The sequence below is a fragment of the Clostridium sp. JS66 genome (assembly GCF_033561535.1).
Taxonomy (GTDB): Bacteria; Bacillota; Clostridia; order Clostridiales; family Clostridiaceae; genus Clostridium_AM; species Clostridium_AM carboxidivorans.
This window is the reverse complement of record NZ_CP131467.1, coordinates 5,099,178-5,115,449: the sequence shown is the minus strand read 5'-3', so window position 1 is coordinate 5,115,449 and position 16,272 is coordinate 5,099,178. Positions and strand designations below refer to the sequence as shown.

The 16,272-nt window shown below is 28.4% G+C and carries 14 protein-coding genes; 12 read left to right on the top strand and 2 right to left on the bottom strand.

All coding sequences use genetic code 11. The features are described from left to right. Window positions 1-100 precede the first annotated feature (100 nt). From Q6H37_RS23650 to Q6H37_RS23605, 10 genes are all read left to right on the top strand, one after another. A complete protein-coding gene (locus tag Q6H37_RS23650; protein WP_318737063.1) occupies window positions 101-2,023 on the top strand; it encodes a sigma-54-dependent Fis family transcriptional regulator in 1,923 nt (640 codons plus the stop codon). Between the two features lie 209 nt (window positions 2,024-2,232). Then, window positions 2,233-3,399, top strand: a complete 1,167-nt coding sequence (locus Q6H37_RS23645) for an iron-containing alcohol dehydrogenase (RefSeq protein ID WP_318737061.1) — start codon at window positions 2,233-2,235, stop codon at window positions 3,397-3,399. 160 nt (window positions 3,400-3,559) lie between these two features. Next, entirely contained in the window at window positions 3,560-4,441 is an 882-nt protein-coding gene (locus Q6H37_RS23640; RefSeq protein WP_318737059.1) for a sulfide/dihydroorotate dehydrogenase-like FAD/NAD-binding protein, read from the top strand. Beyond that, on the top strand, window positions 4,441-5,829 hold the full coding sequence (gene gltA / locus Q6H37_RS23635; RefSeq protein WP_318737057.1) for an NADPH-dependent glutamate synthase: 1,389 nt from the start codon (window positions 4,441-4,443) through the stop codon (window positions 5,827-5,829). Before Q6H37_RS23640 ends, gltA begins: the two co-directional genes overlap by 1 nt. A 166-nt stretch (window positions 5,830-5,995) precedes the next feature. Next, window positions 5,996-6,469, top strand: coding sequence for a hypothetical protein (locus Q6H37_RS23630; RefSeq protein ID WP_318743140.1), 474 nt, complete (start codon window positions 5,996-5,998; stop codon window positions 6,467-6,469). Between the two features lie 255 nt (window positions 6,470-6,724). Beyond that, complete coding sequence (locus Q6H37_RS23625) at window positions 6,725-7,204, top strand: hypothetical protein (RefSeq protein ID WP_318737055.1); 480 nt, start codon at window positions 6,725-6,727, stop codon at window positions 7,202-7,204. Beyond that, the gene (locus Q6H37_RS23620; protein ID WP_318737054.1) at window positions 7,191-7,844 is read left to right on the top strand and encodes an accessory gene regulator B family protein; all 654 of its coding nucleotides are present in this window, start codon (window positions 7,191-7,193) and stop codon (window positions 7,842-7,844) included. Before Q6H37_RS23625 ends, Q6H37_RS23620 begins: the two co-directional genes overlap by 14 nt. 4 nt (window positions 7,845-7,848) lie before the next feature. After that, window positions 7,849-7,986 carry a cyclic lactone autoinducer peptide gene (locus Q6H37_RS23615; RefSeq protein WP_318737052.1) on the top strand — a complete coding sequence of 46 codons (138 nt, stop codon included), beginning with the start codon at window positions 7,849-7,851 and terminating at the stop codon, window positions 7,984-7,986. A gap of 64 nt (window positions 7,987-8,050) precedes the next feature. Then, window positions 8,051-9,925 (top strand): MASE3 domain-containing sensor histidine kinase, encoded by a 1,875-nt coding sequence (locus Q6H37_RS23610; protein WP_412523885.1) that lies wholly within the window; start codon window positions 8,051-8,053, stop codon window positions 9,923-9,925. 81 nt (window positions 9,926-10,006) lie between these two features. After that, the gene (locus Q6H37_RS23605; RefSeq protein ID WP_318737050.1) at window positions 10,007-10,651 is read left to right on the top strand and encodes an FMN-dependent NADH-azoreductase; all 645 of its coding nucleotides are present in this window, start codon (window positions 10,007-10,009) and stop codon (window positions 10,649-10,651) included. A 264-nt stretch (window positions 10,652-10,915) separates the two neighbouring features. On the opposite strand, the gene megL is transcribed toward Q6H37_RS23605, so the two are convergent. Further along, window positions 10,916-12,118, bottom strand: coding sequence for a methionine gamma-lyase (gene megL, locus Q6H37_RS23600; RefSeq protein ID WP_318737048.1), 1,203 nt, complete (start codon window positions 12,116-12,118; stop codon window positions 10,916-10,918). 198 nt (window positions 12,119-12,316) lie between these two features. After that, complete coding sequence (locus tag Q6H37_RS23595) at window positions 12,317-13,894, bottom strand: sigma 54-interacting transcriptional regulator (protein WP_318737046.1); 1,578 nt, start codon at window positions 13,892-13,894, stop codon at window positions 12,317-12,319. A gap of 411 nt (window positions 13,895-14,305) precedes the next feature. Here Q6H37_RS23595 and Q6H37_RS23590 point away from each other — a divergent pair, with 411 nt between their 5' ends. Together Q6H37_RS23590 and Q6H37_RS23585 are read left to right on the top strand one after the other, a co-directional pair. Further along, complete coding sequence (locus Q6H37_RS23590) at window positions 14,306-14,677, top strand: YopX family protein (RefSeq protein ID WP_318737044.1); 372 nt, start codon at window positions 14,306-14,308, stop codon at window positions 14,675-14,677. A 282-nt stretch (window positions 14,678-14,959) separates the two neighbouring features. Beyond that, window positions 14,960-16,123, top strand: coding sequence for an iron-containing alcohol dehydrogenase (locus Q6H37_RS23585; RefSeq protein ID WP_318737043.1), 1,164 nt, complete (start codon window positions 14,960-14,962; stop codon window positions 16,121-16,123). Window positions 16,124-16,272: the final 149 nt, after the last annotated feature.

The following is a 16,272-nucleotide window of genomic DNA, read 5'->3' as shown; positions in this document are numbered from 1 at the left end:
TAGAAAATTTATTGATATCATAATTGTAAGTGTCATATAAGTTAAAAAAGTTATAGAAAATGAGTTCAAAACAAAAACATTATAGTTTTGAGGTGATTTGATGAAAAACGATGTAGAATATGGAAAAGTTTATTGGAATGAATTTACTAAAAATCAAAAATGTAATGAAAAATTAAATCCTATAGTAAAAGAGTCTTGGATAAGATGTAGAAAAAATGGAGTAGATTACATAAATGGAAATATTAAGAAAGCCTCAAAGAGTGAACTGAATTTAAAATTAGAAAAAAACAAAGAACTTATAACCGTATCACGGCCTATAATGGAAAATTTATATAATATAGTTGAAGGTTCTGGTTTTGTAATAATATTAACAGATAGAGATGGATATATTATTGATTTAATAGGTGATGAAGAACTTATTAAAATTGAAAATTCAAATTTTGTAATTGGAAACTCCTGGGCAGAAGAATCTATAGGAACAAATGCTATAGGAACAGCACTTTATCTTGATAAACCTGTGCAATTAATAGGTGCAGAACATTACTATGAAAAAAATCATTTTTATACATGTTCTGCAGCTCCTATACATAATGAAGATGGATATATAATAGGTAGTATAAATATGTCTGGAAATTATTCAAAAGCTCACTCACATACTACAGCTATTGTAGTGTCTGGAGCTTATTCTATAGAAAAGCAGCTTACATTAATAAAATCAAATAGAGTTTTAAATGTAATTTTTGATTCAATGTCTGAAGGTATGTTAGTTTTAGATGAAGATTTAAAAATAAAAAGTACCAATAAAATGGCTTCAAAAATATTAGGTGTTTCTACAGAGGAAATACTTAAAACCAGTATAAATTCCTTATTAAAAAATATAGATTTTATAAAAAATATATTAAATGTAGATAGAAATTATCATAATTTAGATTGTAATTTTTATGTAAAAAATAAAAGAATAAAGTGCAGCATTAATGCATTTCCTGTTATTATAAATCAAAAAGTAAAGGGTACTGTAATAACCTTTAATAGTGAAGGGTATATGCACAAGGTAGCTAGTACTATAGCTGGATTTAGTGCATCTTACAAATTTGAAGATATAATAACTAAAAGTGAAGATATGAAAAAAACTATAGAATTTGCTAAAAGGGCTGCTTTAACTAGTTGTAATGTACTAATAGAAGGGCCTAGTGGAACTGGAAAGGAACTTTTTGCACAATCAATGCACAATTATAGTGATAGAAGTAGTGGACCTTTTGTAGCTGTTAATTGTGCCTCTTTGCCAAAAGAGCTTATGGAAAGTGAACTTTTTGGATATGAAAAAGGTGCATTTACAGGGGCAACAAAGGAAGGGCATCCAGGAAAGTTTGAATTGGCTAACGGTGGAACTATATTTTTGGATGAAATTGGAGAATTGCCTTTAGATATGCAATCTAAGCTTTTAAGAGTGCTTGATAACAACAAAATTACTAGGTTAGGTGGAACCTATGAAAAAATATTAAATGTAAGGGTTATAGCAGCTACTAATAGAAATTTGCAGCAAGAAATAAAAAATAAGAATTTTAGAGAAGATTTGTATTACAGATTAAACGTGATGAATATTAAAACTATAGCTTTGAAAGAAAGAATAGAAGATATAGAGACTTTAGCAAAGCATTTTGTCTATAGATTAAATTTAAAAAGTTCTAATAATGCTAAAGTTTTAAGTGAGAAATACTTATATTGTATAAAAAAGTATAATTGGCCAGGAAATGTTAGAGAACTTAGAAATGTGGTTGAACGTTCTTATTATTTATGTGAATTAGATAACATAACTGAAGAGTTTTTATATGACTACATTGTTAAAACAGAAACCGCAATTACACAAAATCAAAAAGAAATTATGTCCATGGAGGAAATGGAAGCGGAAAATATAAGAAATGCTATAAATCAGTCAAATGGTGACTTGATAAAAGCAGCACATATGCTTAATATAAGTAGAGCTACTATATATAGAAAGGTTAAAAAGTATTCTATAAAATAATTTGTAAAATTATTCCTCTCAAATTGTGAAAAATATAACCAAAATCTCAAAACTGAGATGGCAAAAATCTCAATTGTGAGATTTTGATTTGTTAAAACATTATAAAACAATGGTTTGATAATTGGCATGAGTTTTGCTAATAATATCAGTGGAAAAATAAACTTAATAATATTAAAATTTTTAATAACTATAGTTTAGGAGGAATAAAGATGTCAAGATTTACACTACCAAGAGATATTTATTTCGGAGAAAACACTTTAGAAACTTTAAAAACTTTAAAAGGTAAGAAAGCTATAATTGTTGTTGGAGGAGGATCAATGAAAAAATTTGGTTTCCTTCAAAAAGTTGAAGAATATCTAAAAGAAGCAGGAATGGAAATAAAATTAATAGAAGGTGTTGAACCAGATCCATCAGTTGAAACCGTTATGAAAGGTGCAGAAACTATGAGAGATTTTCAGCCTGATTGGATAGTATCCATAGGTGGAGGATCACCAATAGATGCTGCTAAAGCTATGTGGATATTCTATGAATACCCAGAATTTACTTTTGAGCAAGCTGTTGTTCCTTTTGGAATACCAGATTTAAGACAAAAAGCTAAATTTGTTGCTATACCATCTACAAGTGGAACAGCTACAGAAGTTACTGCTTTTTCAGTTATAACTGATTACAAAGCTAAGATAAAATATCCTTTAGCTGATTTTAACTTAACACCAGATATAGCTATTATAGATCCAGCTCTTGCTCAAACAATGCCTGCAAAATTAACAGCTCATACAGGTATGGATGCTTTAACTCATGCAATAGAAGCTTATGTAGCAGGATTAAGATCATATTTCTCAGATCCTCTTGCAATGCAAGCTATAGTTATGACAAAAGATAATTTAATAAAATCCTATGAAGGAGATAAAGAAGCAAGAGATGAAATGCATATAGCTCAATGTTTAGCGGGAATGGCATTCTCAAATGCGTTACTTGGAATTACTCATAGTATGGCACATAAGACAGGCGCAGTATTCCACATTCCTCATGGTTGTGCAAATGCTATATTCCTTCCTTATGTAATAGATTTTAACAAGAAAGCATGTAAAGATAGATATGCAACTATAGCTAAAACTTTAGGTTTAGCAGGAAATACTGATGATGAATTAGTAGATGCATTAACTTCGATGATACAAGAAATGAATAAGAAAATGGATATACCACTAACATTAAAAGAATATGGCGTAACAGAAGAAGATTTTAATGCAAACTTAGATTTCATAGCGCATAATGCAGTGTTAGATGCATGTACTGGATCAAATCCAAGACCTATAACTGAAGAAGAAATGAAAAAATTATTCAAATGTACATTTACTGGAGAGAAAGTTAATTTTTAATTACTAGAGTAGCAAAAATTAAGTACATCTAAGGTAGGTAATAAATTAAATCTCAAAAATGAAATAATTTCATTGCATTTTTGAGATTTTTTTAATAAAATTTATTAAAGTGTAATATTTTTTGTTTTACTAATGCAAAATTCAAATATGGGGGTAAAAAATGTATAAAATTGTTGAAAGAAAAGAATTAGCACCAAGTATTTTCCTAATGGAAATAGAAGCGCCAAGAGTTGCAAAATCAGCTAAACCAGGACAATTTATAATATTGAGAATTGACGAAAAAGGAGAAAGAGTACCACTTACAATTGCTGATTATGATGAAGCAAAAGGAACAGTGACTATAGTAATTCAAGCAATAGGAGCTTCAACTAGCAAATTGTACAATTTGCAAGCTGGAGAATATTTAGCTGACTTCGTAGGTCCACTAGGCCAGCCATCAGAATTTGTACATGAAGATTTAAAAACTTTAAAGAAAAAGAGAATTATGTTTGTAGCTGGTGGAGTAGGAGCTGCACCAGTATATCCACAGGTTAAGTGGTTAAGAGAAAAAGGTGTAAATGTAGATGTAATTATTGGAGGAAAAACAAAAGATCATCTACTATATGTAAAAGAAATGGAATCCATTGGTGCCAATGTACATATTTGTACAGACGATGGATCAGCAGGTTATAAAGGACTTGTAACAAATCTTTTAAAAGAACTTATAGATGCAGGAAATAAGTTTGATGAAGTTGTTGCCATAGGACCAATGATAATGATGAAATTTGTAGCTAAACTTACAGCTGAATATGGTATTAAAACTATAGTAAGTTTAAATATGTTAATGGTAGATGGTACAGGTATGTGTGGAGCTTGTAGAGTTAGTGTAGGAGATGAAGTTAAGTTTACTTGTGTAGATGGACCAGAATTTGATGGACATTTAGTTAACTTTGATGAAGCTATGAGAAGACAAACTCTCTATAAGAGTGAAGAAGGTAGAAAACTTATTGCAAAAGAAAAAGAAGAAGGACACACTTGCAGCTGTAAAGGAGGCAACAACTAATGAGTAATGATAGAATGAAAAAAGTACCAGTAAGGGAACAAGACCCAAAAGTAAGAGCTACAAATTTCGAAGAAGTTTGTTTAGGATATAATAAAGAAGAAGCAGTAAAAGAAGCTCAAAGATGTTTAAACTGTAAAAAGCCTATGTGTGTATCACAGTGTCCAGTATCAATAAATATACCTGAATTTATAGAACATGTTAAAAAAGGAGAACTTGAAGAAGCAGCTAAAGTTATAGCACAGTCTAGTGCACTTCCAGCTGTATGTGGAAGAGTATGTCCGCAAGAAAGTCAATGTGAAGGAAAATGTGTGCTTGGAATAAAGGGAGAAGCTGTATCTATAGGTAAGCTTGAAAGATTTGTAGCTGACTTCTCAAGAGAAAACAATATAGATTTATCAGAAAAACAACCTAGTACTGGTAAGAAAGTTGCAGTTATAGGAAGTGGTCCAGCAGGACTTACTTGTGCAGGCGATTTAGCTAAAATGGGACATGATGTAACTATATTTGAAGCGTTGCATGAAGCAGGTGGAGTTTTAGTTTATGGAATCCCAGAATTCAGACTTCCAAAGGAAACTGTAGTTAAACATGAAGTAGAAAATGTTAAAAAGCTAGGCGTTAAGATAGAGACTAATGTAATTATAGGAAGAACTGTAACTATAGATGAACTTGTAAATGAAGAAGGTTTTGATGCTGTATTTATAGGATCAGGAGCAGGATTACCAAAATTTATGGGAATACCAGGAGAAAATCTAAATGGAGTATTTTCAGCAAACGAATTCTTAACAAGAAATAATTTGATGAAAGCATTTAAAGAAGAATACGCTACTCCTATAAAAGCAGGTAAAAAGGTTGCTGTAGTAGGTGGAGGAAATGTTGCTATGGATGCTGCAAGAACAGCATTAAGATTAGGAGCAGAAGTACACATAGTTTACAGAAGATCAGAATCAGAACTTCCAGCTAGAGTAGAAGAAGTACATCATGCAAAAGAAGAAGGTATAATTTTCGATCTTCTTACAAATCCAGTGGAAATTGTAGCAGATGAAAATGGCTGGGTTAAAGGAATGAAATGTGTAAAAATGGAACTTGGAGAACCAGATGCATCTGGTAGAAGAAGACCTGTAGAAATACCAGGTTCAGAGTTTGTAATAGATGTGGACACTGTAATAATGTCTCTTGGAACATCACCAAATCCATTAATATCTTCAACTACTAAAGGATTGGAAATTAATAAGAGAAAATGTATAGTAGCGCAAGAAGAAACTGGTTTAACTTCTAGAGAAGGGGTATATGCTGGTGGAGATGCTGTAACAGGAGCTGCAACAGTAATACTTGCTATGGGAGCTGGAAAGAAAGCTGCTAACGCTATTCATGAATATTTAAGTAAATAAAATGATAATTAAGAATATAAACTCCATATTTTTGTATGGAGTTTATTTTTTTACAAATAAAAGGTTTATTATGTATAATAATAATATATTACAAGGTAAATATTACTTTTGAGTAGATATTATGGTATAATTAGAATAAATTGTATTAAAGGGAGAATATACTTTGATGATAAAATTATCTATTTTAGAATTCTTTTTTAGAAGTATTCCTGAAGCATTTATATTTGTTTTTGCAAGCTTACTATTTACAAAGAAAACAATTGATAAAAAAACATGGTTTATATCAAGTATTTTCTATTCAATAGTTGTATATTTAGTAAGATTGCTTCCAATTCATTTAGGAGTACATAGTATTATTCTTATTATGATTTATATTGTAATATCTGTTTTAATAAATAAGGTAACCATTAATAAATCAATATTTTGTACATTGATTGAATTTTCAATATTGTCAATTTGTGAACTGACAAATTTATTTATATTAGGTTGGTTAAAGGTTGATATACAAGGGATGTTAAGCAATCCAATAAAGAAAGTTTTATATTTTACACCTTCTTTAATATTATTTTGCAGCATAGCAGCATTATTTTATATAGTGTTATATAAAAATAGAAAAACTTATTTAGGTGTGCAGAAGTGATTATATACAAGTATAAGAACTCTAATTCATTGAATCAAAGAGTTATTATATCTCTCATATTGACAAAAGTATAGAATTTTAGCAACTATAGTTACAGGATGAATTAGATATTATTATATTCATTTGTTGAAAATTACTTTAAAAGAAGCAGGTAAAAGTAATTTTTTTAATCATAATATGTATGAATTATTCCTTTTATGCACAAATAATGTTATAATTATTATAAATTCTATATAAGGAAGGATTAATAAAATTATGTTACAATTAGCTCCGTTGGAATTTTTTTTAAGATCTATTCCTGAATCGATTTTGTTGATTTTTGTAAGTTACTTATTTGCTGGAAAAAAAATTAATAAAAAGTATTATTTTATATCAACTATAATTTTTGCAGTAATTGCCTATTTAGTAAGAAAGCTTCCTATTAATTTTGGAGTGCATACTATTATCAGCATATTAATGTATATTATAGTAAATGTTTCAATAAATAAAATACCTATTGATAAAGCTATATCTTCTGTATTAAGTGGAATAATACTGTTATCGATTTGTGAATGGATAAACTTATTTATCTTAAATGATTATTTAAAAGTGAATATACAAGTGATGATGAATCATCCTATGATGAAAATTCTATATATGATGCCTTCTCTAATACTATTTATGTGTTTTATTTGGTTATTATATATTTTTGCATATAAAAATAAAAAAGAGGATTCAAAAAATGTTTTTAATTGAAAGTTTATCAAATAAAATAGGATATAAAATTGCTAGAACTTTAAAATTGGACAAGGATTCTGAAGAAATTATGGCGTATGGAGCTTTTAATTTATTACAAGTTCTATGGTCAACTTTATTGATTGTGATATTTGGAATTGCTTTTAATGTGTTAATAGAAGTACTTATTATGTTTTTTACGATTTGCATATTAAGAAAATATTCTGGAGGTGTTCATGCTAGTTCCCCAGGTAGATGTACTATTGTTGGAACTACTGTATGTGTAGGATTTGCTCTAATTATTCATAAATTATATTGGATATTTAATATATATGGAATACTTTCTTTAGGAGCAGTAAGTTTAATATTTTCATATTATATAGTTTACAAATTTGCTCCTGTAGATAGCATTGCTAAACCTATTGTTAAGATCGAAACTAAAAAACGTTTTAAAAGACAATCTATATTAATACTTAATGTTTTATCTATAATTATATTTGTAATATTAATTTTTTATTTTAAATATAGTAATATATTTTTACTAAACGCTATTGTGTGTATATATGTAGGTGCTGTTTGGCAGTCATTTACACTTACTAATGAAGGGCATAAAATATTAACTAAAATAGATAATATTTTAAAAAATTTTGTAAGGAAGTGAACATATGAAAAATAATTTAAAAAAAGCTGCTGTAAAATTAAGTGCTAAGTTACTTAAATCCTTTGCATTTTCAACATCAGCATCAGCATGTTCAGTAAGCTTTTACCAGACTAAAGAGCCAAAATGTCTTAGAGAAAAATAAAATTTAAAAATATAAGGATCAAATTTTTGATCCTTATATTTTTGAAATGTTTATAATAAATTATATGGATGTGAAATTTATGAATAGTATTGATAAAAATAGACAAGAAAATATATATAATATTGTATCTATTGTAAAATTAGCTTCATTATGTTTTTGTGCAATTGCATTTTACAATAAATTTTTTATGGGAAATAAAAGTATTAATAACGTAAATGATAATTGTTTTTACATTATTGAATTAGGTTTGTCAATTTGTTTAATGTTCCTAATTTATTGGGGTTGGTCATTTTTTTCTATAAGGATATTCAAAGCTAAATACATGAAAAATATGCAAATTATGGAAAATATAGTTTTCATTTTAATATTTTCATTATCTATTTTCTTATCTAATAGTTATACAAGTCAATATAAATTTCTATTTTTATTTTTAATTATAACATCAACTTTACAATCTGGAATGAAGTATGGAATGGGCATTGCCTTAATTTCATCTGCAATAATATTATTAATAGATTTAATTTATGGAAATAACAATGGTGTTAATTTATATTTTGAAAATGATTTGATTTTAGTTGGAGTTTTTATTTTAACGGCTTGGCCATTGGGTCATTATGTTAGAATTGAAAAGGAAAATTTAAAACAAAAAGATATGCAGCTTAAAACTTTAAACAGCAAACTGAGCAAACAGGAAAAACATCGTAAATATATAGAAGGAATGCTTTTAAACAATGAAGCTTGTTATAATTTACTTATTGAAAACTCAAGAGATGCAATTTTTGTTCATCGTGATGATAAGGTGATATTTACAAATGAAAGTGCTGCAAAATTAGTTGGATTTAGAAAAACAGAGGATTTAAATGAAAAATCAATTTTAGATTTTGCTACTAATGATGAAAAAGATAGTGTAAAAGAGAAATTCAAACAAATATATGATAAAAAAATAACCAGATTAGTTTTTGAAGAAAAAATAATGAAAAGTAATGGAGATATAGTTATTGTGAAAAATACTTCTACATATTTTATATATGAGGGAAAACAAACAATATTGAGCATTTTAAGTGATATAACTTCAGAAAAGCAAGTAGAAAAGCTTGAAAAAGATGTAGAAGAAAATATAAAATTATTAAATGAAACTCGTGAATTTAATAAAATGATAACGGAATTTTTTTCAAACATATCACATGAATTAAAGACTCCTTTAAATGTTATATTTTCTGCAGTTCAAGTATTAAATTTATATATTAACAAAAATGAAGGAGAAAATATAGAAAAGCAACATAAATACCTTAAGGTGGTAAAACAAAATTGTTATAGGCTTTTAAAGCTAATTAATAATTTATTAGATATAACTAGGGCGGATTCAGGTTTTCTCAAACTTCATGCTCGAAGGTATAATATAGTGAATGTTGTTGAAGATATTGCTTTATCTGTTGTATCATATGTAGAAAGCAAAGGAATAAATCTTATATTTGATACTGATGTGGAAGAAAAAGTAATGAATTTTGATGCAGATAAAATTGAAAGAATTATTCTTAATTTATTATCTAATTCCATCAAATTTACTAATGCTGGAGGAAAAATATATGTAAACATGAACGATATCGGAAATAGTGTTATTATTTCTGTAAAGGATACAGGGGTTGGTATACCTGAAGATAAACTGCAAATGATATTTGAAAGATTTGGACAAGTTGATAAAACTTTAAGAAGAAACAGTGAAGGAACGGGTATAGGGTTATGTCTTGTTAAGTCATTTGTAGAAATGCATGGTGGAACAATTGAAGTTAAAAGTAAATTAGGAGAAGGAAGTGAGTTTATTATTAAACTTCCGGAAATAATTACAGAACAAGAACAGAGTGAAGAAAATTCTATGTATGAGACTAATATAGAAAGAATTAATATTGAATTTTCAGATATATACTCTCAAGATACATAAAATACTTTCAAATTTTCATAGAAAATGTATAAATTCAATCCTTGAGCAAAAAATAAGTATAAACTTAAGGAGATGATTTAATTGAAAAAGTTGTTGTATATTACTGCCAGTACAAAACCTGAAGAAATGTCTACTAGTAAGGTTGTAGGTAGAGAGTTTGTTAATCGATTTATGGAACAGTATTCAGATTATGAACTAATGGAACTTGATATTTATAATGAATATATTCCTGAGATGAATTATAAATATTTTAAGTGTAGAGCGGAACTAGTTTCAGGTCAGGAATATGAAGCATTGTCCCAAGATGATAAATTAGCGGTAGATAGAATAAATGAATTATGTGATCAATTTTTAAGTGCAGACGTTTATGTAATTGCAGCGCCTATGTGGAGTGTGATGTTTCCAGCTAAATTAAAGACTTATATTGATTGTATTATACTTAACAACAAAGTTATTAGTGTAACTCCAGATAAGGTTAAAGGATTGCTTGATGATAAGGAAAGAAAAATGGTGTATATACAATCTTCAGGAGGAGTATATCCAAAAATTTTTTCGGGTAAAATTAATCATGGAGTAAATTACATTCATGATACATTTAAGTTTTTAGGAATAAGTGAGTTTGATAAAATCATGGTTGAAGGGGTTGACATGCCATCAATTGGAAGAGAAGCAGCAATAGAAAAAGCTGTTGAAGAAATGGATGATATAATATCTAATATGCAATAGAAGTGTATAAATTATTAACTATGATGAAGAATAACGTATTTTACGAGATTTGTTTCGGAGACACTCATCATTATAAATGAACTTCCATCTAAACCTAAGAATCACTTGGTATGAAAAACAACAATTTTAAAATAAAAGACCTATCAATGAATATATTTTCATTAATGGGTCTTCAGTTTACGAATTATTAAAGTGATATCATAAGTTTTTATAAAATGTAAGTTACTAAATATCTGTATTAAAGTTTACAGTATACTATTAAATTTATTTTACTATTAAATCAAGAGCTTGCTTTAAATCATTTATTATGTCTTCTACATCTTCTAGACCAACGGATAATCTTACAAGACCATCACTTATTCCAGCAGCATGTCTTTCTTCTGCTGAATATGGTGAGTGAGTCATAGAAGCAGGATGCTCAATAAGAGTTTCAGCATCTCCTAAGCTTACTGCAAGAGTTGCTAGTTTTAAACTGTTCATAACTAGTGCACCTTCTGCCACGCCACCTTTTAATTCAAAGGAAATCATAGCACCTGGAAGTTTCATTTGAGATTTGGCAAGGTCATGATATTCGAAACCTTCAAGACCAGGATAATACACTTTAGAAACAGCAGGATGTGCTTCTAAAAATTTAGCAACCTTCACAGCATTTTCGCAATGTCTTTCCATTCTTATAGGCAAAGTTTTCATGCCTCTTATAATAAGGTATGCATTAAAAGGACTAAGTACTGCACCAGTCATATCTTTTAAGCCAAAAAGTTTAACTTGATCTATAAATTCTTTTTTACCTACTGCGAACCCAGCAATAACATCTCCATGGCCATTTAGGTATTTAGTTGCAGAATGAACAACTACGTCAGCACCTAATTCTAGAGGTCTTTGAATATAAGGAGTACAGAATGTATTGTCTACAAATACAAGGCAATCCTTATTATTTTCATGAGCCACAGTAGATATTTTTTTGATATCATTAATTTTTAATGTTGGATTTGCTGGAGTTTCAAGGTAAACAACTTTTGTATTTGGTCTTAATGCCTTTTGGATGTCTTCAATATTTGTTGCATCAACAAATGTTACATCAACGCCAAATCTTGTAAGACCATGATTTAAAAGAGCAAAAGTACATCCATATAAAGTATCTGATGCAACAATATGATCACCAGCCTTAAGTGCAGTCCAAAGTGCAGCAGAAATTGCTCCCATACCGGATGCAGTAGATACAGCAGCCTCACCACCTTCTAGTAAGGCTAATTTATCTTCAACTTCTGAACAAGTTGGATTTCCAAGTCTAGAATATATATAACCGTTTTCTTCGCCAGCAAATCTTTTTCCTCCTTGCTCAGCTGAATCAAATATAAAAGTTGATGTTTGATATATTGGAGTAGCTAAAGATCCAAATTGTTTATCACCAACATGACCACCATGTATTGCTAATGTGTTAAATCCCATTTTTCTAATATCTTCCATAAGAATTTTATCCTCCCTAAATGTTTTTATTTACAATAATGTATAGGAGCAAATTTTGTGCCAATGCTAAAAAAAGGGAGTTAGCAATACAGTGTAAATGTTTTCAACCACTTTTTCTTAGAAAATGTAAAAGTTTATTTACACTTGTAAAAAAAACTTTACATATTTTAAGAATTTATATAAAAATTTGCAGAATATTTAGTGAAAATCTATTTTATATTTATTTAATTTATTTATTATAGTAGTATGGGATACTCCAAGAGCTTTGGCAGCTTTTCTGCAACTTTTATATTTTTTTATAGCTGAAATAAGAGCTTTTTTTTCAGCAGCTTCTACCACATCTTTTAATTTAAAATTAAAATTAAATTCATAGTCATCTGATGCTGTTTCATGATTCGAATTTTTTTCGAAATCCATAATTAAGTTTTCTTCTTTGAGAAGACTTCCATGACATAAATTCATAGCTCTTTCTACAACATTTTTTAATTCGCGTACATTGCCAGGCCAATTAGAGTTTACAAGCCTTTCTATAAAAGCCATTTCAGCACCTTTTATGTTTTTACCCATTTGTTTATTTAAGTTTTTTATAAAAAAGTTAACTAACATAGGTATATCTTCAATTCTATCCCTAAGGCGAGGAATATATATAGGTATTACATTCAGTCTATAATACAAATCTTCTCTAAAAGTGTTTTTACTAATCATATCTTCTAAATTTCTATTAGTTGCTGCAATTATTCTTACATCTATTTTTTGTTCTATATTACTACCTATTTTTCTTATGGTACCTTCTTGTAAAACTCTTAAAAGCTTTGCTTGAAGAGAAAGTGACAATTCACCTATTTCATCTAGAAATAAGGTACCATTATGCGCTGCTTTAAATAAACCATCTTTACCTTTTTCGATAGCTCCAGTAAAACTACCTTTTTCATATCCAAAAAGTTCACTTTCTATAAGATTGTCAGGAAGAGCTGCACAATTTATAGCAAGAAAGTTTTTACTGGATCTTGAACTTAATTTATGTATAGCCTTTGCAAATAATTCTTTTCCTGTGCCGCTTTCACCACGAAGAAGTATAGTGGAGTTGCCATTTGCAACAGCCATGCATATTTTTTTTATTTTTACCATGGAGGCACTATTTCCTATAATATCTTTAAAGGCTAAGTCTTCTTTGGAGATAATAACATTTGTCATTTCTATAGCTTCATTAATATCTTTGAGGGATGCAACAGCAGCTAAAGTTTGTCCCTTATCGTCTTTTACAGAACGTCCTGAAGTAATATAGTGAAAATTACCTTTAGTGCTTTTGGTGAATATTTCAATATTATTATAATCCTTACCGGTTTTTAAAAGATTAAGAATAGGTTCATCGAAGCCTAAGAGTTGTTTTATATTCTTTCCAACTATGCATTCTTTTTTTGTGTGAAATATTTTTTCGCAATAATTATTAAAAAGTTCTACTTGTTCATTGTGATTTATAGCTAATATACCATCTTGTACAGCATCAATAATGGCAAGAAGTCTTCTTTCGTTTTTTTCATAAGAAAGTAGTTCAACTTCTTGTACTTTTATAACACCATCTATATTAAGTAGTTTGTTTATGATACCTACTTTTTGGGCCAATTCTTGTAAATTTTCAACCTTTATATATACTTTATTTGGAAAGACTTCTAGTGAATGAATGCTTATGTTATTTTCATAAAGTTTTTTTAAGATATCTAAAACCATTCCAATTCTATCTTTGGAGATTATTTCAAGCCTCAAATAATTTTTCATAAATATCACTATCCTTTTAATGTAATGTAGAATTGCTATTGAAATATTGTTTATTCTATAATTTTATATTTAAACAAACGATTAATTCAAGTGAAAGTTAAGTATTATAAGATAATAAAATAGATTCTACATGTAGTATTTGAGCCTATTCACAAAATGTTTTTAAATTATAAATAATTGCGTAACTATTATGACACAGTATTGTAACAATTAGTATATATAATTATAATCATCCTAAGTTATTAAAACTTGGAGAAAAAATAAAAGATAATAAAGTCCCCCTTTATTATATATACAACGTTTGAAAACGGCCATTAGTTTAAGAACTAATGGTTATTTTCGTTTGAGAAACAAAAGTTAAATGCTATAATATTATTAAGTGAAAAAGCTAAAGAATAAAGGAGATGTAGCATGAGAGAATTTAAATTTAAAATTTGGAATGGTTCTACAATTAGTAAACCTTTTTTTATATATGATGCAAAAGAAGATATAAATGAAAAATGTGAAATATTGCAGTATACAGGTCTTAAGGATAAGAATGGTAGAGAAATTTATGAAGGAGATATAATTGCTATAAATAATGAAAAAATTTCATTAAAGCTTCCGGTCAAGTTTGGAAAATATAGTTTTTCAAAGTATATTGGAGAATGTGGAGAACTTAGTGATTCCACTGATTTATATGGATTTTATGTTGAGAATGAATATTTATATATTCAAATGTTAAATGGCAATGTAATAATTGTAGGAAATATATATGAAAGTTCAAGGCTTATAAAAAAATAGTAAGGGGTTGTAATACTAAATTGACAAGTACATAAAAATAGTTATTTATAATAAAATCTTATTTCTGCAGTATTTCTAGCGAATATATAATATAAAAGATATTTAAAATGTCTTTTTTATTTTTGTATTAGTATAGAGTAAAATGTAGCAAAAAATGAAGAAAAATGATATTATTTTAATTAAGGACGAAATTATTTAACAAATTAATAATTATGTCCTGCATTTAATTGGAAATTATTAAATTCAAAGAAATGAGTCACTAATAGAAAGGGGTATTAAATCATGCAAAACTTCAACTATTCAATTCCCACAAAGGTGTTTTTTGGAAGGGGACAAATAAAAGTACTTGGTACTAACATAAAACAATATGGATCTAAGGTTTTAATTGTTTATGGTGGAGGAAGTATAAAAAGGAATGGTATATATGATCAGATAGTTAATATTTTAAAAGAAGAAAATATTGATTTTTGTGAGCTTTCTGGTGTAGAACCAAATCCAAGAATAACAACAGTAAGAAAAGGTATAGAAATATGTAAAGACAATAATATAGATTTTGTACTTGCAGTAGGTGGCGGAAGTTCAATTGATTGTGCTAAAGCTATAGCAGCAGGATATTATTATGAAGGTGATCCATGGGATATTGTAGTTAATCCTAAAAAAATAGGAAAAGTTCTTCCTATTGCGTCTATACTAACTTTAGCAGCAACAGGATCAGAAATGGATGTATATGCCGTAATTTCAAATACAGAAACTAATCAAAAATTAGGCACATCTCATCCTGATATGGCACCTAAATTTTCAATTTTAGATCCTGAATATACTTTTTCAGTACCTGCTAATCAAACGGCATCAGGAACAGCTGATATAATGAGTCATACTTTTGAATCTTATTTTACTAATACAAGAGAAGCATTTATACAAAATAGAATATCAGAAGCCATTCTTAAGACTTGTATAGAATATGGTGTAAAAGCAGTTAAAGATCCTGAAAATTATGAAGCAAGAGCTAATTTAATGTGGGCTTCAAGCTTAGCTATAAATGGATTACTAGTATATGGGAAAACACGTAATTGGGCTGTTCATCCAATGGAACATGAATTAAGTGCAGTATATGATATCACTCATGGAGTGGGACTTGCAATTTTAACACCTCATTGGATGAAGTATGTTTTGGACGAAAATACTGTAGATAACTTTGTTGAATATGGAGTAAATGTTTGGGGAATAGACAAAAATCATGATAAGATGTCAATAGCTAATGAAGCTATTGAGAAAACTAAGGAATACTTTGTTTCTCTAGGATTGCCTACAACTTTAAAAGAAGTTGGTATAGGGGAAGATAGATTAGAAGAAATGGCAAAGAAATCTGTAAGTAGAGGAAAAATTGGTGTTATTAAAGCTTTAGATGAAAAAGATGTATTAAATATATTTAAAGCAGCACTATAGTTCATAATACATAATCTTTATTAATAACAATTAAGTAATGGATTATGTTTCATATATTATAGAACTTATCCAGGGGCGTGTCAGCCGTTATCTACCACTTTAAGAGGATGGGAGTGTTACGGATGCTAGCTATCGGATAAATGGTAAAA

Bases quoted from the DNA above. Each gene is read 5' to 3' on its own strand.
- Q6H37_RS23650 (WP_318737063.1), top strand. From the start codon at position 101: ATGAAAAACGATGTAGAATATGGAAAAGTTTATTGGAATGAATTTACT.
- Q6H37_RS23645 (WP_318737061.1), top strand. From the start codon at position 2,233: ATGTCAAGATTTACACTACCAAGAGATATTTATTTCGGAGAAAACACT.
- Q6H37_RS23640 (WP_318737059.1), top strand. From the start codon at position 3,560: ATGTATAAAATTGTTGAAAGAAAAGAATTAGCACCAAGTATTTTCCTA.
- gltA (WP_318737057.1), top strand. From the start codon at position 4,441: ATGAGTAATGATAGAATGAAAAAAGTACCAGTAAGGGAACAAGACCCA.
- Q6H37_RS23630 (WP_318743140.1), top strand. From the start codon at position 5,996: ATGATAAAATTATCTATTTTAGAATTCTTTTTTAGAAGTATTCCTGAA.
- Q6H37_RS23625 (WP_318737055.1), top strand. From the start codon at position 6,725: ATGTTACAATTAGCTCCGTTGGAATTTTTTTTAAGATCTATTCCTGAA.
- Q6H37_RS23620 (WP_318737054.1), top strand. From the start codon at position 7,191: ATGTTTTTAATTGAAAGTTTATCAAATAAAATAGGATATAAAATTGCT.
- Q6H37_RS23615 (WP_318737052.1), top strand. From the start codon at position 7,849: ATGAAAAATAATTTAAAAAAAGCTGCTGTAAAATTAAGTGCTAAGTTA.
- Q6H37_RS23610 (WP_412523885.1), top strand. From the start codon at position 8,051: ATGGATGTGAAATTTATGAATAGTATTGATAAAAATAGACAAGAAAAT.
- megL (WP_318737048.1), bottom strand. From the start codon at position 12,118: ATGGAAGATATTAGAAAAATGGGATTTAACACATTAGCAATACATGGT.
- Q6H37_RS23595 (WP_318737046.1), bottom strand. From the start codon at position 13,894: ATGAAAAATTATTTGAGGCTTGAAATAATCTCCAAAGATAGAATTGGA.
- Q6H37_RS23590 (WP_318737044.1), top strand. From the start codon at position 14,306: ATGAGAGAATTTAAATTTAAAATTTGGAATGGTTCTACAATTAGTAAA.
- Q6H37_RS23585 (WP_318737043.1), top strand. From the start codon at position 14,960: ATGCAAAACTTCAACTATTCAATTCCCACAAAGGTGTTTTTTGGAAGG.